A 22,510-nucleotide genomic window follows, 5' to 3' on the forward strand; every position below is an offset into this window, starting at 1 on the left:
TCATCAGTGAATAAATAAGCCTTGAACAATATCCCCTTCTTTCAGGCTTTTCCCTGCCGGAATTCGAACCAGACAATTGGCCTGCATGAGATTGCTCAGCATATGTGATTGCTGTTTGGACAGACTTTTAACTTGTAAAACCGATTGCTCAAAACTGGCGGACATTCTTAAAAAACGTTCTCTAGCATCCATTTTCAGATCATGGGTGAGTACAGCATTAAACCAGTTCGGCTGAGATTTGTGTCCTTGTAAGGCATTTAATAAAGTTGCAGTGTAGATCTGCATGCCGACATACACTGCTGCGGGATTGCCCGGCAAACCCAGCAGATAACAATGTGAACTATCATTGCGCTGTAACTGGGCAAAGAGCATCGGCTTGCCCGGCTTCTGTTTTACTTTCCAGAATATCTGGTCGAAACCTAAATTTAGTGCTACAGGTCGAATGAAATCATAATCTCCGACAGATACACCGCCTGTGGTTAAAATCAGGTCATGGCTTACAGATAATTCTTGAATAAGATTCCGTACTGCCGCCTCAGTATCTGCAACATGAAAAATTTCAACCTGCTGCCCGACTTGCTGAAACCAGGCTTCAATCAAGGGACCGTTGGCATCAAAGATTTTACCCGCTACAAAGTCTTCTATACTTTCAGCAACTTCATCACCTGTAATAACTACAGCCACTTTAGGATATTGAAAAACCTCAACAGTATTGATTCCCGCCATGCTTAAAGAAGCAATTGCACCGATTGACAGCTGCTGACCTTTATTGGCCAATAATTGCCCGACTGAAATTTCTTCGCCCACATCGCGAATATCGGCATGAACTTTAAGTTGTTCCGTAATTTTGATTCTGGATGAATCAATCACTTGAACAATTTCCTGACGTGCGACCGTAGTAGCCCCAAGCGGAATTTTAGCACCGGTAAAAATCCGCACCGCTTGTCCGGCTTGGAGTTCTATCTCATCCTGTTGCCCTGCCCGAATTTCACCAATCAGTTGGAATTCGCGTTCTGGTTGAATTGCAGATTGGGTACACAGTGCATAACCATCTACGGCACTTTGTGAAAATAACGGTAGATTAATCCCAGAATAAATATCTTCTGCCAGATAACGATTTAAGGCCTGATTCAACTTCAGTCGTTCAGTTGCTAACACTTGAGTATGCTGCAAAATTAATTCCAAAGCCTGATCTACTGTAATCAGACCATGTTCTGCTCCGCATCCAGACATTATTGATAACCGCCTTGATGTGGAATATTTTTTTGCACATCAAATAAATGTACCAACGCTGGTAGTACAGCAATTAAAGATTCTTTGGCGCCCTGTCGGCTGCCCGGTAAAGTCATTACCAAACTGTTATCAATATAGCCAGCAACGCCACGACTTAAAGCAGCATACGGCGTGCGTTTCTGCCCGAAACTGCGTGAAGCTTCCATGAGTCCAGGAATTTCCCGTTTCAGTAAAGGCTGTAAAGTTTCAACCGTTAGATCTTTAGGACCTAGGCCTGTTCCACCCACAGTTAAAATCAATGGATAATCATTTTTCTGTTGATGAACCAATGCCAATAACTGTTCAGGCTCATCTGGAATTACCTGATAGGCAATATTTTCAAAATTGGCTTTTTGTAATATTTCCAGGACATTTTGCCCTGCTGTATCCGGTTTTTTACCGGCCGCGACTGTATCTGAAAGCACAATGATGGATGCTGGCAATGCTTCTTTTAAGACACGGGTAAAATGCGATTTACCGCCTTTTTTCTTTTGCAATTTACATTGATCCAGACATAAGTCTTCCGGTTCACAATGCGGTTTGAGCATGTCGTATAAAGTCAATCCAGCCAGACTAACGGCAGTCAAGGCTTCCATTTCCACACCGGTTGGACCAATAGTTTCTACTGTGGCAATAATTTCGACATGTGCATCAAACAGTTCATATTCTACATCTGCACGATAAATTGGTAAGGGATGACAAAGTGGAATCAGTTCATCAGTACGTTTAGCCCCTAAAATCCCGGCAATGCGAGCTGTCTTTAGTGCATCACCCTTTTCCGTGTTGCCATTTCGTAATAACTCAATGCAATGTGGCGGTGCATGCAGAATCCCTGTAGCTACTGCAGTCCGATAACTTTCTGCTTTCATCCCGACATTTTTCATTGCATGTTCCTATAGTTCATTTCTTCTTAAAACGTGTGTCTGTTCTGACTTATATCGGCCATTGATAGATGAATGGCGTATTCTCTTTGGCATGATGACAATGTTGATGCGTCTCATCTGAATGTTTTGGATGATGATGCATGTGAGCAGTTTCTACATCTTTACGGATACAACACCCCTCAACATATTGATTACTGCCATCCATATAAAACTCTTCTTTCCAGACTGGCACCTCATGTTTGACCCGCTCCACTGCTTCCTCACAAGCAGCAAAAGCTTCACGTCGATGTGCAGCATAAGCAATTGCAATAATGGCTTTTTCGCCAATATCTAGTGCCCCAATTCGATGAATTACCCGCACATAGGACACGCCGTATTTGGCCTGGATTTCCTGTTCAATCTGGCGAATCATTTTTTCTGCAACAGGTGCATAGGCCGTATATTTCAGTGCCTTGACTGCTTTACCTTCATGGTGATTACGTACCGTTCCGATAAATACGCCGACTCCACCACATTCAGGAAAAGACTGGATCGGATCAAAACTTTCCAGATCTAAAGCAGTATTCTGAATCCTAGAAAATTGCTTGAATTCGCTCATTTCAACCTCCTGCGACAGGTGACAACAGCACCAAAGTACTGTCAGCATGAAGAGGTGTCTGACGTGAAATGATATCTTCACCGATGGCACAGGCACAGCGTTCAATCATGCCAAATGCATCTGGATAATCTTGTCCCACCTGATTCAAAACTTCAGATACGGTACTTTGAGATTTGCAGATAATTTCGAGATCTTGCGGTAACTGTCGCTCTACCGCACCGAAGGCTTCAATTCTGATTCTGATCTGTGACATCTTAGCCTCCTATCATGTGCATACTAATTTTGCGGCTGTTTTGATTCATACTTTGATTTTTCAAGCGCTGCTCTATGGCATGAAAGCCCTGTTCTTTGTTCCAGATATATCGGGATAAAGCACCATACAAATTCAACTCACTTAGAGCGATAGATGAATTTAGTGATTTGATTTCCTTTTTAAGATTCAAGCCTTGAGGTGCAAACAGGCAGTTATAAAATTCACCTTGTGCAGTCAATCGCAAGCGGTCGCAGCTACCACAAAATGAATTGGTAATAGTTGAGATAATTCCAATCGGATGGCCATCAATCAGATACTGGCGTGCGGGTTCCGAAGCTGATTGGGCAGAATTATTAGTTTTTTGAGTGAGCGTAAATTCAGTCGCCAAAGTTTCTAAAATGTATTGTTCACTGACTACATGCTCAGTAGACCAATTGTGATCACCATCAAGTGGCATAAATTCGATAAAGCGCAGGACAATGTTTTGCTGAACTGACCAGCGCGCCAATGGCAGGATCTGATCGTCATTTATACCTTGCATCAATACGGTATTGATCTTAATCGGTAATTCAGCAACTTGTGCTGCCTGTATCCCTTCCAGCACAGGTGCTAAATCTTTTTGAGTGAGCTGCTTAAACTGATCAGCATCCAGACTGTCCAAACTAATATTCAGGTCATCTAGTCCCGCCTGCTTTAAGGCTTGTGCATATCGTTTTAAGTAATGCGCATTGGTGGTTATGGAAATGCGTTGTAGTCCCAGCTTTTTCAGCGCTTGCAGTTGTTCAACAAAATGCACCACGCCCTGACGCATTAAAGGCTCACCACCGGTAATACGGATATACTGGATGCCATGACGCACCATAAAATCGCAAAATTGATACAGCTCTTCAAAACTGAGCAGATCGTGTTTTTTCATCCATTCCGGATGTTCAGGCATACAATAAACACATTTAAAATTGCAGCGATCAGTCACTGAAATCCTTAGCTTGCGCTTGCCACGACCGAACTGATCGACAAACAAGGCATCATTTTTAAGCTGTGTCATCATATTCATGTTGAACATCCATCTTCAGGCATTGGGTGGGTTGTTGCACACATGCAGTGCGCGAAACTCAAATCGCCCAATCTTGTAATAATTAGATTTGCAATAAGTGTTCCAACTTTGTGCCAAAAGTGAAATATTCAGTTTTTAGTGCAGAAATTTGAGCTGTTGATACTGTTGCAGTTCATCCAGCGAGTTAATACTGTGAAAAAATAGCGCACGATTTTTAAAACGTGCCACTTGTGCGTGCAAATCAGCAAAACAGTGTTTAAGGCTGCGCTGTTCCTGTTCAAGATGTAATTTCAGGGTTGCCAGACTGCTGCGTTTAACCAGACAAAATGGATAAAGTGGCTTGCCGTTAATTTCCACATAAGCCACTTCAGCCAGACTGTTTTTGGCTAGAGCCTGATGCAACTTGAGCAATACTCTGGAAGGAATATAAGTTAGGTCACAAGGGACAAACAGCACATAATCCGACTGCACATGCGACCAGGCACTTTTCATGCCCATTAACGGCCCCTGAAATCCCGGCTCATCATCTTGATAATAATGAACACTGGGAATAAGTTTCTGATAAATGGAATAGTCGCGATGGCTGTTAATCCAGACCTGTGCAACATTCGATTTCAGCTGTTGGTGAATTTTGATCAGCTGAATCTGGTCATCGAATTTCTGCAACAGTTTATTGATGCCATTCATGCGTCTTGCCTGTCCACCCGCCAGAATCACCAGATCGGTACGCGGATAGGCTGTTTTATTATTTTCTCTATCGGCTCCTTTTTTCATTCTACCGTCTCCAATTGACATGTTTTAATCAGGCCACGGATTTCAGGTAAACACGAACCACAATTCCCTCCGGCTTTTAAACATGCGGTCACCTGTTTTTCATCCGTAATATTTTTAGTTTTAATGGTTTCAATGATGCGGTTTTTACCGACTTTAAAACAGCTACACACCAGTGGACCTTCATTATTTGCCATCGACATCGGCTGTCCGGCAAGTAGAGCCTTACGGTGCATAGCGCTTAAACGTTCACGTTTAAACAGACTTGCTACCCAGTCGCGGTCCGGCAATAAAGCCTTCGGTGCAATATATAGGCTGGCAATCACATGACCATCCTGAAGTATCACGCTATGACTGATGTGGGCGGTCTGATCTTCGAGATTCAGCCATTCAAAACTTTCATCCTGAAATGGCAATAATTCTTTTAAATGCTCAGTGGTGTAGCTAAATTTTTTCCGGTCCGCCAGTTCATAACGTATTGCATTGCTGGTAGTGATTTTAGTCCACCACACGGTAGCTTCAATCGACGGCTGTACGATTTTTTCAAAACCTTGACGCACATAAAATACGCCTTGCCACTGGCTATAAAATGGATGGATGATAACCGGAGTATGCTTGAATTCTGGCTCACCCGAAATAGCATCCACTACCGGATTCACCACCTTGCCAATCCGGGCATCGGATGCGACCTGATCATTCCAGTGAATCGGGGCAAAGACCTGTCCACGGCGGATATTGTCACTAATAGTCGCACGCAAGACACAATTGCCCCACTGCGATTTCACCTCAACCAATTCACCATCCTGAATCCCGTATTTTAGTGCATCATTCGGGTGAATTTCACAGTAAGGTTCAGCACTATGGGTGCTCAAATTCGCCGATAAACCGGTACGGCTCATGGTATGCCATTGGTCACGAATCCGGCCGGTATTGAGAATTAAAGGATATTCACTCGAAACAGGATTCACCGGATCAATCGCCGTGGTGGCAATAAACTTGGCTTTGCCATCCGCATGACTGAATTGGCCTTGAGCAAATAACCGGGCGACAGATTTCGCATCTTGCTGCTTATCCCAAACCGGCCATTGTATTGGATCCAGTTCGTCATATTCTTCTGCAGTTAAATTGCTTAAGCCTTGCAGGTTGAAATAACGGAAATATGAGGTGTCTGTACATTTATGCAGTTCGGCATTCTGATAGGCAGAAAGCCCTGCATGCTCCTTAAAGATTTCATAACCATTCTGGAAATCGAAACCGCTAAAACTCATGTGTTTTGCCACTTGAGCAATTGCCCACCAGTCTGCTTTAGCTTCACCCGGTGCATCTAAAAACGCATGCTGACGGGAGATACGGCGTTCCGAATTGGTCACGATGCCATCTTTTTCACCCCAACCTAAAGCGGGTAACAAGACATCAGCATATTGTGTGGTATCCGTGTCCTGACAGATATCAGACACTACAACGAATTCACACTTGTCCAGGGCGCGTTTGACCTGATCTGCATCTGGCAAGCTGACCACCGGATTGGTGGCCATAATCCAGATTGCCTTGATCTTGCCGCTTTCAACCGCCTGGAAAAGATCCACGGCTTTTAAACCAACCTGCGTTGCAATGGTTGGGCTTTGCCAGAAACTTTGTACCAGCTGCTGATGTCCCGGATTTTCTAAATCCAGATGTGCAGCCAGCATATTCGCCAGCCCACCCACTTCACGACCACCCATCGCATTTGGTTGACCGGTCATGGAAAATGGCGCTGCACCGAGTTTGCCGATTTTACCCGTGAGCAAATGACAGTTAATAATACTGTTGGCTTTATCGACGCCACGTGATGACTGGTTTACGCCCATGGAGAACAACGTTATTACTTTGTCTGTCTGGGCAAACTTTTCAAAGAATTGAGTGAGTTTAACTTCTGAAATACCGGTACGTGCAGCCACATCCTCAATCGAAGCTTCAGTAGAACTGCTCGCTAAAGCCTGTTCCAGCCCCTGGGTATGTGCCGCAACAAATGCTTGATCAACGTAACCATGCTGATGCAAGTACTGTAATAAACCATTAAATAGCGCCACATCCTGACCCGGCAGAATTGGCAAATGCAAATCTGCTGCTTCACAGGTGCTGGTAAAGCGTGGATCAACCACGATCACAAACAGGTCGCGCTGTTCTTTGGCTTTCATAATGCGTTGGTACAATACTGGATGGCACCAAGCGGTATTGGAACCGACCAGTACCACCATGTCAGTATGTTCGAAATCTTCGTAACTGGCTGGAACCAAATCTTCGCCAAAGGCACGTTTATGTGCCGCAACCGCAGAGGACATGCAAAGACGTGAATTAGTATCGATGTTTGCCGTACCGAGATAGCCTTTGACGAATTTGTTCACTACATAATAGTCTTCGGTTAGCAACTGACCTGAGACATAGAACGCGATACTGTCTCGGCCATATTGATCGATGCATTGCTGGAATTTATTGGCAATAGTCGAAACTGCAGTATCCCAGTTAGTGACTTCACGCTGATCTTTACGACCTAGCATTGGATACAATAAGCGGGTTTCCAGTCCTAAAGTATCTGCCAGATTACTGCCTTTGATGCATAACTTGCCGAAATTGGAAGGATGATTCGCATCACCTTCAACAGTCACTTTCGGACCTGATGTGGTCGGCGTTACATGTGCAGTCACACCACAACCCACGCCACAATATGGACAGGTGGTTTGAGTCGTCATTGTTTTTAATTCTGTGGAGCTATGCAGTTCCACCACTGGGATACTATTCATTGCTGCTGTGCTCCTAAATTATCTAAATTCACTTATCTCGCCAAATCTATAATGTCTAGCTTTTACAGGTTTGATTTAAATTTTTTCTTGGTCTCAAAACCTTTAATCCTCCCCAACCCTCCTTTGTTAAAGGAGGGAGGTTCCCCTCTTTTTAAAGAGGGGTTAGGGGAGATTTATGTGATGGATTACCCTGCTTTCTTTAATGCAAAATCCCGACCAAAAAGCAGCTTGTTACGAATCGTTGCAATTGGGGTTTGATCTGCAATCAGCTCGGCATACCATGCACCATCCTCAGTATCACCAAACAGCACCGCACCAATGACTTTATCCTTTTGAATAATAATGCGTTTATAGATCTGACGTTTCTCGTCATTCAGTACGATATCTTCAAAATCATCTTTTGGTTTGAAGTTACCTGCAGAGAACACATCACAACCACTCACTTTCAGCTGAGTCGGAACCGTTGGCGATTTAAAGGTCAGGCTGCCATGCTCGGCCAGATGTGATGCACAAATGAACGCCTGGCCCCAAAGTGGTTCAACCAGACCAAAGGTTTGACCACGGTGCTCGATACATTCACCCACCGCATAAATACTAGGATCAAAAGTCTGCATGGTGTCATTTACCAGCACACCACGGTTGCAACGCAGACCGGCACTTTGCGCCAATGCGATATTTGGACGAATACCCACTGCGAAGACCACCAAATCAGCAGCCAGCACGGTGCCATCTTTTAGTTTCACTTGGGTCACATGACCTTCTTCACCAATTAAGCATTCGGTATTGGCTTCAGTCAGGATGGTGATACCTTTCTGCTCAATCGCTGTTTTCAGCATCTGACTGGCTTTGCTGTCCAGCTGACGATCCATGATACGATCCATCAGATGCAATACGGTGACATTCATGCCTTGCTGTTTCAGGCCATAAGCCGCCTCTAGACCCAGCAGACCGCCACCAATCACCACCGCATTTTGCTTGGTTTTGCAGTAGTCCAGCATGTTGTTCACGTCATAAATGTCGCGGAAGCTGAGTACGCCTTTTAAGTCGCTACCTGGAATTGGCGGAACGAATGGCTTGGAACCCGTTGCCAGAATCAGACGGTCATAACTGATCACTTCGCCTTTTTCGGTATAAACCTGCTTACGCGGACGGTCGATGCGAACCGCTGGATCACCTGCAATCAGACGGATACCTCTGTCGGCATACCAAGCATGTGGATGCAGCATAATATCATCAACGGTTTTTTCGCCAGAAAGCACGGGCGACAGCATGATGCGGTTGTAGTTGCCCCACGGCTCTTCACCAATCACGGTAATTTCATAACGGTCTGGTACCATATCCAACAGGTCTTCCAGACAACGCATGCCTGCCAGACCATTACCAACCAGTACCAGTTTCATTTTTTCCGGTGAAACACCGTTGTTGGTGATATAGGTTTTTTGTGGCACTGGGCTAATGAATACCTTGCCATTTTCAATTTTGTTTGGAAATACCAGTAGTTTCTGGTCTTTATCTTCAAGGCAGCGGCCAGTCGCCAGACTGAAATGCTGCTTGTAAATTGGTGAAGCGACAACGCGCTCACCTTGCAGGTCACCAATGATACCGCGTGACATCACAAATGCTTTACTAAATGGATCCTGATTACTGAGTGCATAAACACGTTTTTCTGAACCCACACGGAAGATCGCAATTTGCTGATCTTCCACCAAGGCTGCAACACCAGTATTTGGGGTAATGTCATCCAGTGCACATACTTCAACCCAATTCAGTTCATTCATATCTTTAAACATTGTCATATTCTTGCTCCTTTATTCTTTGAATCAGGCTTCAACTACCGGAATACGGCTGGCATTGCGTTCAGCTTCAGTTTTTGGACGGATCTGACCACGCACTTCAGTAAATTGAACGTGCGGATCGTTTTGCTGTTCAGCCTTGGCATTAATAAAGGTTTTGAAACGTTTACGGACTTCTGGATTTTCAACTGCAGTACGCCATTCATCCTGATAAGTACCCACCACATGCTCCATACGACGCTCTAATTCTGCTGCAAGACCCAGTGAGTCATTGACGATGACATCTTTCAGATAATCCAGGCCGCCTTCGAGGTTGTCGCGCCATACTGAAGTACGTTGCAAACGATCAGCCGTCTGGATATAGAACATGAAGAAACGGTCGATATAGCGGACTAAAGTTTGTGTATCCAGATCTGATGCCAGTAGTTCAGCATGACGCGGTTTCATACCGCCGTTACCACAGACATAGAGGTTCCAGCCTTTTTCAGTGGCAATCACACCGACGTCTTTGCTTTGTGCTTCGGCACATTCACGAGTACAGCCAGATACCGCCATTTTTAGTTTGTGTGGAGAACGCAGGCCTTTGTAGCGGTTTTCCAGATAGATCGCCAAGCCCACAGAATCATCTACACCATAACGACACCAGGTGCCACCAACACAAGATTTAACAGTACGCAGCGATTTACCGTAAGCATGCCCCGATTCAAAACCGGCATTGATCAGTTTTTCCCAGATTTCTGGTAATTGATGGAGTTGCGCACCAAACATATCGACACGCTGGCCCCCAGTCAGTTTGGTATACAGACCATATTCTTTAGCAATTTGACCAATGACGATCAGACCATCTGGTGTGACTTCACCGCCTGCCATACGAGGAACGACAGAGTAAGTACCATCTTTTTGAATGTTACCGAGGTAGTAATCGTTACTGTCTTGCAGGCCGGCATGGCTTGGTTTCAGGACAAAGTCGTTCCAGCAAGATGCCAGAATGTTTGCCACTGTTGGCTTACAGATATCGCAGCCCAGACCATGACCATGTTGCTGGATCAAGTCATCAAAGGTCTTGATTTCATTGACACGAACCAGGTGATACAGCTCTTGGCGTGAATAAGCAAAGTGTTCGCAGAGATGATTGTTTACGGTAACGCCTTGACGTTGTAACTCAGATTTCAGAACTTGTGTCACCAGCGGTGCACAGCCACCACAAGCCGTTGCGGCTTTGGTGCATTTTTTCAGTGCACCGAGTGAAGTAGAACCATCGGCAATCGCGGAACAGATATCCGCTTTAGAAACGTTGTTACATGAACAGATGGTTGCGCTATCTGGAAGTAGATCTACCCCGCTGCCACCCGTTTTCGCTGTTGCCTGATCAAATCCTGGCATGATCAGACTTTCTGGATTTTCTGGAATTTCCAGACCATTTAGCATCATTTGCAGCAGGTCGTTATATTCTTTGGCACAACCCACCAGCACTGCACCCAAAAGTTTGGTCTTTTCAGCATTGACCACGATTTTCTTATAGACTTGAGCCGCTTCATCGGCGTAGAAGTAGCTCAGTGAACCTGGTGTCATGGCATGTGCATCGCCCACCGAAGCAACATCTACACCCATCAGTTTCAGCTTGGTGCTCATGTCTGCGCCAGCAAATGCTGCACATTCTTCTTGCAGCACATGCTTTGCAGCGATACGTGCCATGTCATAGCCTGGAGCCACCAGACCAAAAATCTTGTTATTCCAAAGTGCACATTCACCAATCGCGTAAATATCTGGATGAGAAGTTTGACAGTAATCATTGATCACGATTCCGCCACGTTCACCAATGGCCAGTCCGCTTTGTCGAGCCAGTTCATCACGTGGACGAATACCGGCAGAGAACAGGATGATGTCAGTTTCCAGCTCGGCACCATCACCAAACTTCATCACATGTTTAGCATTTACGCCGTCTTCAATAAACGAGGTTGCTTTTTGGGTATGGACTTTAACACCCAGATCTTCGATTTTGGTGCGTAATACTTTACCGCCAAGATCATCAACCTGAACTGCCATCAGGCGTGGTGCGAATTCAACCACATGTGTTTCCAGATTCAAGTCACGCAGCGCTTTAGCTGCTTCCAGACCCAACAAACCACCACCAATCACGACACCGTTTTTGGCATTCAGACTCGCTGCACGGATTGCATCCAGATCTTCAATGGTACGGTAAACAAAGCAGTTTTCACGGTCGTTGCCTGGAATTGGTGGAACAAAAGCATAGGAGCCGGTAGCTAAAACCAGTTTGTCATAAGCAATCACATCGCCATGATTAGTGGTGACTGTTTTATTAACAGTATCGATTGCAGTCGCTTTGGTACTCAAACGCAGATCAATTCCATATGCATCTGCAAAGTCGTTACGGCAAAGGGTTAAATCCTTGGCTGATTTTCCAGTGAAATATTCAGTTAAATGCACACGGTCATAAGCCAGACGCGGCTCTTCTGCCAGAATCGTGATTTCAACGTCATCACCCGCATGCTCAAGCACAGATTCAATAAATTTGTGTCCTACCATGCCATGGCCAATCATTACCAGTTTCATATTCCTTCTCCTAAATTTTCTAAATCTTGTATCTTGTGTTTTAAGCCAGGTTGTTTCGTTCAAGGACAGCTTCTTCATACAGCTTTTGCTCTTTGGCCTTATGCTCAACCGAGAAGCGAATCATCAGAACAAAACTTGCTGCAATCACGACCAGGCCGCCAAGTGCCATCAGACAGGTTTGAATATCCAGCATGCCTTTGAGTAAGAATCCTGCTGCGACCGCACCCACGTTACCGCCTGCACCGATAATGCCGGCCACACCGCCTAAAGCATCACGGTCAATAAATGGCACCAGCGCATATGTTGCACCACATGCCATGTGGGTAAATAATGCGAAGACAGTCATTGTGATGATGGCCAGCATGGCACTGTTCATTTGCGAGAATAAAATCAGGAATAAACCTTCCATCAAGATCATGGCAAACAGTACTTTGGTACGTCCGTCCAGGCCTTTTTTGATGGCAACTTTGTCTGAAACGATGCCACCCAGTGCACGGGCAAATAGTGCTAGCAGACCGAAGATCCCGGCCGTCATGCCTGCTTCTTTTAAACCAAAGCTAAAGTTTTCTACGTAGTACATGGCTACGATGTTATGAATGAAGATTTCGATACCGAAACAGGCCGCATAAGCGCCAAATAGAATCCAGACACGGTAGTTACGTGCAGCATGCATCAGAATTGCCATGCCACCTTTTTTCTCGCTACCAACCTGAATTCCTGCTGCACGCAGTTCTTTAAAGTTGCCTTGTGGACAGTCCTCAGTGAATTTCCAGTACAATGCACCGACGATCAGCATCATTAGGCCTGGAACGATCAGGGCAATTCTCCAGCCCATCGCCTGTTCAATACCGAACATCACCAGCGCAGCCAGAAGTAATGGCATCAAGGCTTGAGTTGCACCGCCACCGGCATTGCCCCAACCTGCTGATGCCGCATTGGCTGTACCGACCACATTCGGCGCAAACATGATACTGGTGTGGTATTGGGTAATGACGAAACTGGCACCAATGGCACCAATCAGTAAGCGGAAAAACAGGAAGGATTCATAGCTATTCGCAGAGGCCACACCAAAGACCGGAATACTGCCGAGTACGAGTAATGCAGTATAGGTTTTCCGTGGACCATATTTGTCACATAGCGGACCAACAATCAGTCGAACCAGAATGGTGATCGCGACTGCTGCAATATTGATATTGGCGATTTGATCTTTGGTTAAGCTGAATTCACCCGCGATCACAGGCATCAGCGGTGCACAGGCGAACCAGGCAAAGAAGCAGACAAAAAACGCGAGCCAACTCATATGGAAGGCTCTCATTGCTGCGCTGCTGAAATTCAAAAGACTTATTTTTGTTGCTTTCTTTTCATATAAATTTGAAGACATCACCATCTCCTTCCAGAACTGAACGTATAGGCTTATCTGCTATGCGAATCGCTGCACACCAGATGCGATCAGAACGGACGTCATTGGCCGTCTTACAAATTTCTTTAGAGTCGTCTTTGACTCAAATTCTATTAAGCACAAAGCGTGCCAATAAAATAATTCTATAAATAAGTATTTGTATTTATATTGTTTATCTAAAAATACTTTTATATTTTTTCTAAATTATAGTGACTTCGAACCAAGCTCTCTCTTATTTTTCTCAGCATATTTATATCTGGATTTTAAAATTGCCACTTCACTGCACTATTTGGCACAGCTTTAGTGCAAGGAAGAACATAATCAAACTAGATATTTTTTAATTTAAGAAAAACTTGTAGTTAAATCTTAAACTTTTTAAATGAGTTAGCTAATTAAGAAACCTAATATGTCTAATACAATTAAATTTGGAAATTTTAATTTCAGATTGTCTACTTTAATTAAATTTTGGATATGTATAGATCAATAGAAATTTATTCCATATTTTTTAAATAATTACGTAGTAGTAACATTAAATAGAGAGCCAATCCAGAAACTGAATAGCATGGCAACGATGCCCCAAATCATGACACGCAGTGCGCCTTTCCACATGCCACCACCACCCGCATAACTGGCTAATGCTCCCATAATTCCCAGACTAAGTACTCCCACCAGCATCACGCCCTGATCTAGCAGGTGTGAAGGCAAAACTAAAATGGATACCAATGGAAATAAAGAACCCACCGTAAATGCTGATGCTGAAGAAAATGCCGCCGTAAAGGGCCGGGCAGCCGTCTGTTCCAGAATCCCAATTTCATCACGCGCATGCGCATCTAAGGCATTATGTGCAGTAAGCTGTTTTGCTACTTCTTCGGCCAGATCAGCTTCTAAACCTCGCTTGATATAAATATTTTTTAGCTCTTTTAATTCATGTACGGGATGCAGATTTAATTCCCGCTCTTCCATGGCGAGATCATTTTTTTCAATATCCTGTTGCGACTTGACCGAGATATATTCCCCAGCTGCCATCGAAGCTGCACCAGAAATCAGGCCAGCAACACAAGCAATCAAAAGTGTTTGTGACGAAGCACCACTGGCTGCCATCCCGACAACCAGACTGGTCACGGAAATAATTCCATCATTGGCACCAAGCACGGCGGCACGTAACCAGCCAGAACGTTGTATGTAGTGTTTTTCATGATGATGGGAATGAGGCATGTTTTTCTCGTTCTTCTAGCGGATGAAATAAGATTTTAAATTTTAGTCACTTACTATTTTATCATCTTACTTTAAGCTAAATATTTCAAATATGAATCTTCACTTTCAGAGATATTTTCGAGTTTTATTTACTTATTTTTAAAAAATAAAAATTACTTATTGATGATGTTTAAATGGGGGTTTAGCCAGCGGCCGCCATAAGCAACTCACTGGCTATACCTTAAAGGATGAACTTCTGATTATTATCAATGACCTCTCACTTTATATAAGTAATAAAGCCAAACGCTTAAACTAAATACATGGCATTAATCACTGATATCGAGACCATGCCTTAGCCTCGGATGGCAGCTTCAATTGCAGCGACATCAATTTTCTTCATGGTCATCATGGCATCAAAAGCTCTTTTAGCAACACCACGGTCTGAACTGTATGATGCTTCAAGCAAAGCTTTAGGGATGATTTGCCAAGATACTCCCCATTTATCCTTACACCATCCGCATTCACTTTCCTGACCGCCATTATTGACGATCGCATTCCAATAGCGGTCAGTTTCTTCCTGATCCTCTGTGGCAACTTGAAATGAGAAAGATTCATTATGTTGAAATACAGGCCCTCCATTTAAACCAATACATGGAATACCCAGTACGGTAAAATCTACTGTAATGACATCACCTGCTTTACCAGAGGGATAATCTCCAGGTGCAAGAACGATGGCACCTATAGATGAATTTGGAAAAGTTTCTGCATAAAATCGTACAGCTTCTTCAGCATCATGATCGTACCAAAGACAGATGGTATTCTTTGCGATATTCATGATCTCACTTTTTCTTTCAGAATAGGTTTTAGACTACTTAAGAACTCTTAAATATCTCATCTATTAGTTGAGTCCTACTCTTCCCATCTTTCACCTAAAACGAGAATAAGCCTGTTTTAGAATTGTATATTTATTAATCTAATTGACTGAAAGCGTCATCAAAAAGAATAGTTTTAAAGAGTCAAGAGGAAACCTTTATCACCACTTAATCATAATATGTGATTCTCTTTTTTGAGAATCGGTCAAGCTGCTTTAAAAATCCTTCGAAATAATCTTTCTGCTTTTCTTCAGTTCGATAACCTGCATATAAAGTCCGGCGCAGTCCATTCGGTGCTACACACTCTAAACGGCGTGAAGTTACCCAGCCCTTTTGTTCATATTCATTCACTACCCAATCTGGCAAGGCTGCAATTCCCCGACCACTGGCAACCAGCTGAATCAACATTTGAGTTAAGTCGGTGGTTCGAATCTGTTTCGGTAAAATATTCGCTGGAATAAACAGATGTGACATGATGTCCAGACGGTGCTTATCCACTGGATAAGTAATCAGTGTTTCTTCTGCCAATTCCTGGATGCTAATGTTTTGAGCACGCACTAAAGGATGGGTATTAGAAAGAACCAGACGCGATTCATATTCAAAAATCGGGAAATACTCTATGCCCTTTAGTTCAATCGGATCGGCGGTAATAAGTAGATCGAATTCCCCAGTTTGTAACAGTTCATGCGGATTGGCCTCAAAGCCAGAAGCGAAATCCAAATCTACATCTGGATATTGAATACGATATTGATTCAGTAAAGGCATCAACCAGTCGAAACAGCTATGGCATTCGGAAGAAAAAATGATCCGTCCAGTCTGCCCATGCACAATACGAGTAATATCACTCTGCGCAACATGGACTTGAGGCAAAATATCATCTGCCAGCTTCAGCAAGCGCTGCCCGACATTGGAAAAACTCACCGGGCGACTACGGCGATTAACGACTTCGACTCCGAACCATTGATCCAATTCACGAAGCTGATGGGACAAAGCTGAAGGCGTGAGACAAAGATCTCCTGCTGCTGCAACCAGTGAACCATGTTCCCGTAACGCGACTAAGGTTTTTAAATGACGAAGTTCTAACATGAATGACCTGAAACTATCTAATCTGATCCAATCTTAATTAAATAAGCTTACCCTATTTTGAACTTTAATATTATTAAATTTCATTTTAAAATTTATAGGATGAATTTTTCTCAACCAGTAAAATCTACCACTCTTATCGATACAAAATAAAAAACCTCCGAAATTAGGAGGCTTTTACTTCAGTTAGAGTTTAAGAATCAACCTCTTTTCAAAAGAAGGAAATACCCTAGCTAAAAATCATGAGACATTTCCTTTTATTCAGGCTTAATAAACTTAACTGTTTTTTATGGCCTGAAAGACTTGATAGGCCGCCTTGATTCGCTCTGCATTGGGAATTTTTTTATTCATCAGCATGACCAGTCCAGAATTTTCTTCCGGAATAAATAGTACATAGGTGCCAAAGCCATTGGTTGAACCGGTTTTATGAAAAACTTGTGATTTTGCCTGAACAGTATTTTTGTCTACCCGATTGGGTTGCATCACGACTTTTTCAGAATTACTTTCCAGCAAAATATCGAGCGTCGTCGGATATGAAAAAGCCTTTACAGATAGGTTTGTGCAACAAAGCCGTTCAGGACTAAAACGTTTAGCCATTTCTTGAATCTCCAAAGATTAAAGTTACGTTATCTTTAGAGGGACGTGCTGTCCATTATTTTGTCTAGGATCACCCTAAGGCGACTATCGTGACTGTAACAAGAAGGAGAGTATTTTTCATTTTTCTGAACTCATGAATATATTTCTTAATTTAAAAGATAAAAATTTAGAAATCAAAAAAGTAGTGGAACTTTGTAAATGATAGTATTGTGGCTATGCAATGTGCTCAAAGAAAGCCATTAGAGATTTAATCTAATTTAATATTTAAAAAAGAGAACTATTAAGTAGATGCGATAAAACCTCGAAAGAAGAATACAGGCAGAAATAAGACGCTATACAAGAAGTGCATCTTTTGCCTAAATCGCTCAATCTTTATTATCAGTGGGTAAGGAGGGGATGATGTTAAGTGATAAAGAAAATGAAATCATTGAACTCATTTATGATGCTGCCTTAAATCCAGAGCTTTGGAATAAAGTGCTGGGAGAAATTGTTGCTTTTACCCAGAGCACCACTGCGATTTATACCTACTTGGATCAGTTAAATCCTGCACAGAATTTTGTTTTGACTCATAATATTCCTGCTGAAGGCCTGGCGAACTACCATAAAGAGCATCTTGATGTAATTGACATGAAATTACATGGGGAGACGATGAAAATATTAGGCGTGGGGCGCAGTTATACCTTGGATAGCAAACCCTATGAGTTGATGAAGAATACAGATGCACAGAAATTTTATTTAAAATGTCTAAAACCTTCCAATATACGCTACCTGAATGGGGTGTTATTGGAGCATGGTGCTTATAAGTGGGCGATGTTTGCAGTACATCGTGCAGATCAATTGGAAGGTTATAGTGAACAAGATAAAAAAATTCTGGAAAGATTTGGAAAGCATCTAAGACGATCACTACAAATTTATCGACAGATTATTGAATTAAAAAATGAAAATAGTAAAAACACTCAAATTCTGGATAAATTGAAAGTGGGTGTGATTTTACTGAATGAAAATATGGAACTTAGATTCAGTAACCAGTATGCTCAAAATATTCTGAATCAAACTCGGTTATTATGGGTTGATCAAAAGCAACGTATAAAAACCTTAGCACAGTACCAGCCACAATTAGAAAGCCTGATCCAAAGTGTGTTAAATAAAAACTCTAAAGCTGCAATCAATCATGAAATAGGCGGAGTACTCTGTATTAAAAACGCAGAAGAGCATCCACTGATGTTAACTGTAGTGCCTTTAAATTATATTCCAGATCATGAATTTATAAAGATTAATAAAGCAGTCGCAATTTTTATCAGTCAATTAAATTCTCGATATTCACTGTCTACTAAGGTCATGAAAGAGGTATATGGTTTATCACCAAGAGAAATTGAAATTTGTGAGCTATTTTTAAATGGCTATGATTTAGAGAGTATTAGTCAGTACTGTAAAATTACCATGAGTTCCTTAAGAACATATTTGAAAACGATTTATTCTAAGACCAAATGTACTTCCCAAGTGGAATTACTTCGGTTGTTGATGAGCTTAACTTTGAATTTTGAGCATATTGAATAACTTAGCCTAATCAAGTATTAGGCTAAGTATGTGTAAATTATTATTTGTACCGATTTAAGGTATAGCTACCTTCTCCTGCAACTGTGAAGGTTAGTTTATCTGCCTGAATATTCAGGGAAAGACCTGATTGCGCATTCGTATCTGATAAACCTGCACAACCATTGGTGTCAATGATAATATCTCGAGGATCGATGTAGAGTTTATTATCTAAAACACGATATTTTCCATATTCAATCCCAGGGCCACCACAAGGTGTATCTCCAGGTTCTACTTGGTCATCACCCACTGGATCAATTAGGAAATAGGTATTATTAACATTGAATATGAAGATATGGGAACTCGGACTCTGCCAAGCACCAATAATTCCATTAACATTGTTTGCTAATCGGCTAAAAGTCGCACCTTCTTCTGCATTCTCAGCTTCTTCAATTCTTAGTTTTTCACCATCAAATTTAAGAACCATAGAGCGTACTTTGTGTGGGTCATGTAATCCCCAATCATCATTGGTATCAATAGTAGTCTCTGCTGTAAAGATACCAGTTAAAGGATCTAACTTGATCTTACCAACTTCCATTCCATTGAATTCTTTATCTTCTTCGTTAAAGATGGCTTCACCCATGGTATAGCTACCATCTTCTTTTATGATCAGGGCTAGTTCTGATTCTTCTTTATCACTTCCCTGAACATACCAGATCCCAGCAATGTCTTTTAAGATAGTTTTACTAAAATTTTCTTTAGCTTTTTCAGGGCTAACTACCGTATTATTTTTCAGTTCAGGAATATTTTTTAATTGAATTTGTAAGTCTTGAGCAAATTCTTCGGGTTCAGCTGAAAAATTAATTGTTTCTTTAGAAAGTGATGAAATATCTGAGGGGAGTTTGATGCCATCATCATGATCACCCTCTGTATCAAGTGATTGTAAGAAAACCATTAGATTAAGCTGAGTTTTTTCGTCTTTTGCTAATTCTAGTGGAGTAATTCGGCTATCACCTTTTACTTTTCCAATTTCAATATCGCCAACACTAAAGGTGATTTCATCTCCTTCTTGATATTCAAACTCTCCTCGTTCATTGGTCTGCTTAGTCACACCATTAATGGTGTAATTTGCACCTATAATGACACCATCAGTCAATACACCAATTTTTGATGAACTTTGTGGTGGTTGAGGCGTAGATGAAGAATCATTTGATGAGTCCCCGCCACAAGCAGTTAATAGTCCAGATAATGTAAGTGCAAGTAATGTTTTTTTCATTTCGCTTCCCTCACGTATTAGTCTTGTTAATATAAAGATTCATATGAATAAGGTGATATCCCTATTTAGGGAGGGTGTTATAATAAATTATTATTTTTATGAGCTAATTTATTTTAATATCTATTAAGAATTTAATTTATTGCTTTATATATAAGGTCTTGGAGTGTGTTCTTTAATTGATATATTTTATAATGTTTTAATAATGATAATTGATCCTAGACAGTATCGTGGACAATCGATCCCTCTAAACTTTTAATATATTTCTGTTCAAAGGCTTCTGGACTTAACCAACCGTTTGCAGAATGCCTTCTGACCCGATTGTAATAAATCTCAATATAGTCAAACAAGACCGCATTCGCCTCTTTTCGAGTGACAAACACACTGCCATGCACCACATGGCCTTTCAATGTATGAAAGAAGCTTTCAGTCACGGCATTATCCCAACAGTTTCCTCGTCTAGACATACTTTGAATACAATCATTTGTCAGCAAGAGTGCTCTAAAATCACGACTACAGTACTGACTGCCTTGGTCCGAATGAACCATAACACCTGTTGGATAGCCCTGACGAGCCATTGAATAATGAAACGCATCACACACCAATTGGCGGTCTATTCGATGGCTAGTTTGCCATCCCACGATACGACGACTAAATAGATCCAGCATCACACATAAATACAGCCAACCTTGCTTGGTACGGATATAGGTAATATCCGTTGTCCAAACCTTGTTAGGCTGCATGACTGTAAATTGGTGATCTAACAAGTTTGGTGCTGTAGGCAAACGATGCTTTGAATCAGTCGTAGGCTTGTATTTACGTGCAATCTTGCTCCGTAGACCAAGTTTTTTTAGCATTCTTCCAACGGTTCGTTCGCTCATGGTGTACCCTAAATCATGCATGTCATGTACTAATGAAGGTGCACCCAATCGTGCATGATGCTGCCAATATACGGCTTTTAAATCATTATATTTCTGCGCTGGATTGGCCTGGCGTTTTCGCCAGGCATAATAGCCTGAAGTGCTGACACCCAGGCATTTACAGGCAGAAGATACAGTGACTTCATTCACATCCAGATCTTGAATTACCGTGTACTTTTCTTGGCATGATCTGTCAGAAAGTACACATGCGCTTTTTTTAAGATGTCATTGGCTTCCCTGAGCTGTTTGACTTCTTTCTCTAATTCTAAAATCCGCTGTTGTTCTGGTGAAAGTTGGCGTTTGCTTGAACCCGCCGGATTGATTTCACGAATCCATTTATCCAATGTTGAATAACCAACACCTAATTTCTGGGCGATTGCAGCTAAAGATTCGTGCGAGTTTGAAAGTGCATAATCAATTGCTTGCTGTTTAAATTCAGGACTAAAACGTTTAGCCATTTCTTGAATCTCCAAAGATTAAAGTTACGTTATCTTTAGAGGGACGTGCTGTCCATTATTTTGTCTAGGATCACTAGCTTGGCTCGACAAAAGCTTACATGATGAGGACAAATTTTATCGGTGGTATTTTGAGTTTGCCTTCTGGACAGGCTGTAGACCTTCCGAAATGATTGCTCTTAGAGAAAGTGATATTGACTGGTTCAACGGTACATTCAAGGTCAGCAAAAGCCGTGTACGTGGTTTAGAAAAAAAGGTGACAAAAACACATACGTCTCGAGAAGTATATCTGAATGAACGATCAATTCTGGCTTTGAAAGCTTTGCTTCAATTTAAAAAGGATCAAGGCTACCAAACAGACTATGTGATGCTATGTCCTAAGACTAAGGAACCCTTCTTTAATGAAAAACCACCTAGAGAGCGTCTTGTAGAAGCGATGAAAGCGTGTTCTATACGTCACCGCCCTGCATACAATGCAAGGCATACTTATGCGACGATGTTGCTGATGGATGGCGTCAATCCAATGTTTGTAGCCGATCAACTTGGACATAGTCTACAAATGCTGATCAAACGCTATACAAAATGGTTGCATGGGGATAAAAATAAACAAGAAATTGCGAAACTTAGCGTAACTCGTACAGCCTAAATACGTCGAAATCAAAAGCTCTTGCAATGAAAAATGTGGCAAATGTGTGGCAATAAAAAAGCCACTTAATATAAGTGGCTGATTTATAAAAAGAATCTTGGTGGAGATGGCGGGAGTTGAACCCGCGTCCGCCAACACTACGCTCGAGAATACTACATGCTTAGATATCGTCTATTGTTTTAACACCAAGAGACCCGACGAACAGGGTTCAAGGTGCGATCCTCTAGATTTGGTATAAAGCCCCGAGGCTTGACTCTATACGGACTTGTGTGCGTTCGCTTCAGTCGGGATCTCTAACCACAAGTATTCAGAGATGCGGACAAGCAGCCCTTAGGCTGCTAGAGCGTAAGTTTCGTCGTTTGCGACTATTTAAATGCAAATTTTATTTACGAGAGAAAATGCGCTCTCGGCATGCATCTATGAGTTTCATCATCGGCGTCGAAGCCAAGAACATCCCCAAAGTACAAGCTCATCATAGCATAACTGGCAAAAAATACGATGCATTTTCTACACAAATACACTTTTGAATGCGCCTGATTACATAATTGCGCTAATATTT

At 42.2% G+C, this 22,510-nt stretch carries 16 protein-coding genes, 1 other RNA gene and 2 pseudogenes; 2 read left to right on the forward strand and 17 right to left on the reverse strand.

Annotation, left to right across the window (positions count from 1 at the left end; genetic code table 11):
- Window positions 1-3 precede the first annotated feature (3 nt).
- From AC4MCD_RS10910 to AC4MCD_RS10975, 14 genes and pseudogenes are all read right to left on the reverse strand, one after another.
- A complete protein-coding gene (locus AC4MCD_RS10910) occupies window positions 4-1,233 on the reverse strand; it encodes a molybdopterin molybdotransferase MoeA (protein ID WP_491876091.1) in 1,230 nt (409 codons plus the stop codon).
- Complete coding sequence (gene moaCB, locus AC4MCD_RS10915; RefSeq protein WP_491876092.1) at window positions 1,233-2,156, reverse strand: bifunctional molybdenum cofactor biosynthesis protein MoaC/MoaB; 924 nt, start codon at window positions 2,154-2,156, stop codon at window positions 1,233-1,235. Before moaCB ends, AC4MCD_RS10910 begins: the two co-directional genes overlap by 1 nt.
- Window positions 2,157-2,205: 49 nt before the next feature.
- Window positions 2,206-2,754 (reverse strand): molybdenum cofactor biosynthesis protein MoaE, encoded by a 549-nt coding sequence (locus AC4MCD_RS10920; protein ID WP_491876093.1) that lies wholly within the window; start codon window positions 2,752-2,754, stop codon window positions 2,206-2,208.
- 1 nt (window position 2,755) lies between these two features.
- Window positions 2,756-3,007: a MoaD/ThiS family protein gene (locus AC4MCD_RS10925; protein ID WP_034170381.1), complete on the reverse strand. Its 252-nt coding sequence runs from the start codon at window positions 3,005-3,007 to the stop codon at window positions 2,756-2,758.
- 1 nt (window position 3,008) lies between these two features.
- Entirely contained in the window at window positions 3,009-4,061 is a 1,053-nt protein-coding gene (gene moaA / locus AC4MCD_RS10930; RefSeq protein WP_491876094.1) for a GTP 3',8-cyclase MoaA, read from the reverse strand.
- Window positions 4,062-4,196: 135 nt separating this feature from the next.
- Window positions 4,197-4,835 carry a molybdenum cofactor guanylyltransferase gene (gene mobA, locus AC4MCD_RS10935; protein WP_180131675.1) on the reverse strand — a complete coding sequence of 213 codons (639 nt, stop codon included), beginning with the start codon at window positions 4,833-4,835 and terminating at the stop codon, window positions 4,197-4,199.
- Window positions 4,832-7,612 (reverse strand): molybdopterin-dependent oxidoreductase, encoded by a 2,781-nt coding sequence (locus AC4MCD_RS10940; RefSeq protein WP_491876095.1) that lies wholly within the window; start codon window positions 7,610-7,612, stop codon window positions 4,832-4,834. The genes mobA and AC4MCD_RS10940 overlap by 4 nt, the downstream gene beginning before the upstream one ends.
- A 185-nt stretch (window positions 7,613-7,797) precedes the next feature.
- Window positions 7,798-9,408 carry a nitrite reductase small subunit NirD gene (gene nirD / locus AC4MCD_RS10945; protein WP_491876096.1) on the reverse strand — a complete coding sequence of 537 codons (1,611 nt, stop codon included), beginning with the start codon at window positions 9,406-9,408 and terminating at the stop codon, window positions 7,798-7,800.
- 24 nt (window positions 9,409-9,432) lie between these two features.
- Window positions 9,433-11,979 carry a nitrite reductase large subunit NirB gene (gene nirB, locus AC4MCD_RS10950; RefSeq protein ID WP_491876097.1) on the reverse strand — a complete coding sequence of 849 codons (2,547 nt, stop codon included), beginning with the start codon at window positions 11,977-11,979 and terminating at the stop codon, window positions 9,433-9,435.
- A 40-nt stretch (window positions 11,980-12,019) separates the two neighbouring features.
- Window positions 12,020-13,360, reverse strand: coding sequence for an MFS transporter (locus tag AC4MCD_RS10955; protein ID WP_491876098.1), 1,341 nt, complete (start codon window positions 13,358-13,360; stop codon window positions 12,020-12,022).
- A gap of 531 nt (window positions 13,361-13,891) precedes the next feature.
- Window positions 13,892-14,593, reverse strand: coding sequence for a VIT1/CCC1 transporter family protein (locus tag AC4MCD_RS10960; RefSeq protein WP_491876099.1), 702 nt, complete (start codon window positions 14,591-14,593; stop codon window positions 13,892-13,894).
- A 331-nt stretch (window positions 14,594-14,924) separates the two neighbouring features.
- Window positions 14,925-15,407, reverse strand: coding sequence for a VOC family protein (locus AC4MCD_RS10965; RefSeq protein WP_491876100.1), 483 nt, complete (start codon window positions 15,405-15,407; stop codon window positions 14,925-14,927).
- A 205-nt stretch (window positions 15,408-15,612) separates the two neighbouring features.
- Window positions 15,613-16,530: a LysR family transcriptional regulator gene (locus tag AC4MCD_RS10970; protein ID WP_491876101.1), complete on the reverse strand. Its 918-nt coding sequence runs from the start codon at window positions 16,528-16,530 to the stop codon at window positions 15,613-15,615.
- Between the two features lie 273 nt (window positions 16,531-16,803).
- Window positions 16,804-17,082: pseudogene (locus tag AC4MCD_RS10975) on the reverse strand (serine hydrolase); the annotation flags it as partial.
- Between the two features lie 441 nt (window positions 17,083-17,523).
- On the opposite strand from AC4MCD_RS10975, the gene AC4MCD_RS10980 reads away from it, so the two are divergent.
- Entirely contained in the window at window positions 17,524-18,681 is a 1,158-nt protein-coding gene (locus tag AC4MCD_RS10980) for a helix-turn-helix transcriptional regulator (RefSeq protein ID WP_436906324.1), read from the forward strand.
- 40 nt (window positions 18,682-18,721) lie between these two features.
- Here AC4MCD_RS10980 and AC4MCD_RS10985 read toward each other — a convergent pair whose 3' ends face one another.
- Both AC4MCD_RS10985 and AC4MCD_RS10990 read right to left on the reverse strand, forming a co-directional pair.
- Window positions 18,722-19,933, reverse strand: coding sequence for a hypothetical protein (locus AC4MCD_RS10985; protein WP_491876102.1), 1,212 nt, complete (start codon window positions 19,931-19,933; stop codon window positions 18,722-18,724).
- 215 nt (window positions 19,934-20,148) lie between these two features.
- A protein-coding gene (locus AC4MCD_RS10990; protein ID WP_491876103.1) for an IS3 family transposase occupies window positions 20,149-21,308 on the reverse strand; the annotation gives its coding sequence in 2 pieces (ribosomal slippage) (window positions 20,149-21,074 and window positions 21,074-21,308; 1,161 coding nt in all).
- 73 nt (window positions 21,309-21,381) lie between these two features.
- Here AC4MCD_RS10990 and AC4MCD_RS10995 point away from each other — a divergent pair.
- Window positions 21,382-21,951 (forward strand): annotated as a pseudogene (locus AC4MCD_RS10995) (site-specific integrase); the annotation flags it as partial.
- A 98-nt stretch (window positions 21,952-22,049) separates the two neighbouring features.
- Here AC4MCD_RS10995 and ssrA read toward each other — a convergent pair.
- Window positions 22,050-22,409, reverse strand: a transfer-messenger RNA (tmRNA) gene (ssrA, locus tag AC4MCD_RS11000).
- Window positions 22,410-22,510: the final 101 nt, after the last annotated feature.

The organism is Acinetobacter sp. CAU_H_78 (assembly GCF_058599365.1).

Coding starts and splice junctions, on each gene's coding strand:
- AC4MCD_RS10910 (WP_491876091.1), bottom strand. CDS start 1,233: ATGTCTGGATGCGGAGCAGAACATGGTCTGATTACAGTAGATCAGGCT.
- moaCB (WP_491876092.1), bottom strand. CDS start 2,156: ATGAAAAATGTCGGGATGAAAGCAGAAAGTTATCGGACTGCAGTAGCT.
- AC4MCD_RS10920 (WP_491876093.1), bottom strand. CDS start 2,754: ATGAGCGAATTCAAGCAATTTTCTAGGATTCAGAATACTGCTTTAGAT.
- AC4MCD_RS10925 (WP_034170381.1), bottom strand. CDS start 3,007: ATGTCACAGATCAGAATCAGAATTGAAGCCTTCGGTGCGGTAGAGCGA.
- moaA (WP_491876094.1), bottom strand. CDS start 4,061: ATGAATATGATGACACAGCTTAAAAATGATGCCTTGTTTGTCGATCAG.
- mobA (WP_180131675.1), bottom strand. CDS start 4,835: ATGAAAAAAGGAGCCGATAGAGAAAATAATAAAACAGCCTATCCGCGT.
- AC4MCD_RS10940 (WP_491876095.1), bottom strand. CDS start 7,612: ATGAATAGTATCCCAGTGGTGGAACTGCATAGCTCCACAGAATTAAAA.
- nirD (WP_491876096.1), bottom strand. CDS start 9,408: ATGACAATGTTTAAAGATATGAATGAACTGAATTGGGTTGAAGTATGT.
- nirB (WP_491876097.1), bottom strand. CDS start 11,979: ATGAAACTGGTAATGATTGGCCATGGCATGGTAGGACACAAATTTATT.
- AC4MCD_RS10955 (WP_491876098.1), bottom strand. CDS start 13,360: ATGTCTTCAAATTTATATGAAAAGAAAGCAACAAAAATAAGTCTTTTG.
- AC4MCD_RS10960 (WP_491876099.1), bottom strand. CDS start 14,593: ATGCCTCATTCCCATCATCATGAAAAACACTACATACAACGTTCTGGC.
- AC4MCD_RS10965 (WP_491876100.1), bottom strand. CDS start 15,407: ATGAATATCGCAAAGAATACCATCTGTCTTTGGTACGATCATGATGCT.
- AC4MCD_RS10970 (WP_491876101.1), bottom strand. CDS start 16,530: ATGTTAGAACTTCGTCATTTAAAAACCTTAGTCGCGTTACGGGAACAT.
- AC4MCD_RS10980 (WP_436906324.1), top strand. CDS start 17,524: ATGTTAAGTGATAAAGAAAATGAAATCATTGAACTCATTTATGATGCT.
- AC4MCD_RS10985 (WP_491876102.1), bottom strand. CDS start 19,933: ATGAAAAAAACATTACTTGCACTTACATTATCTGGACTATTAACTGCT.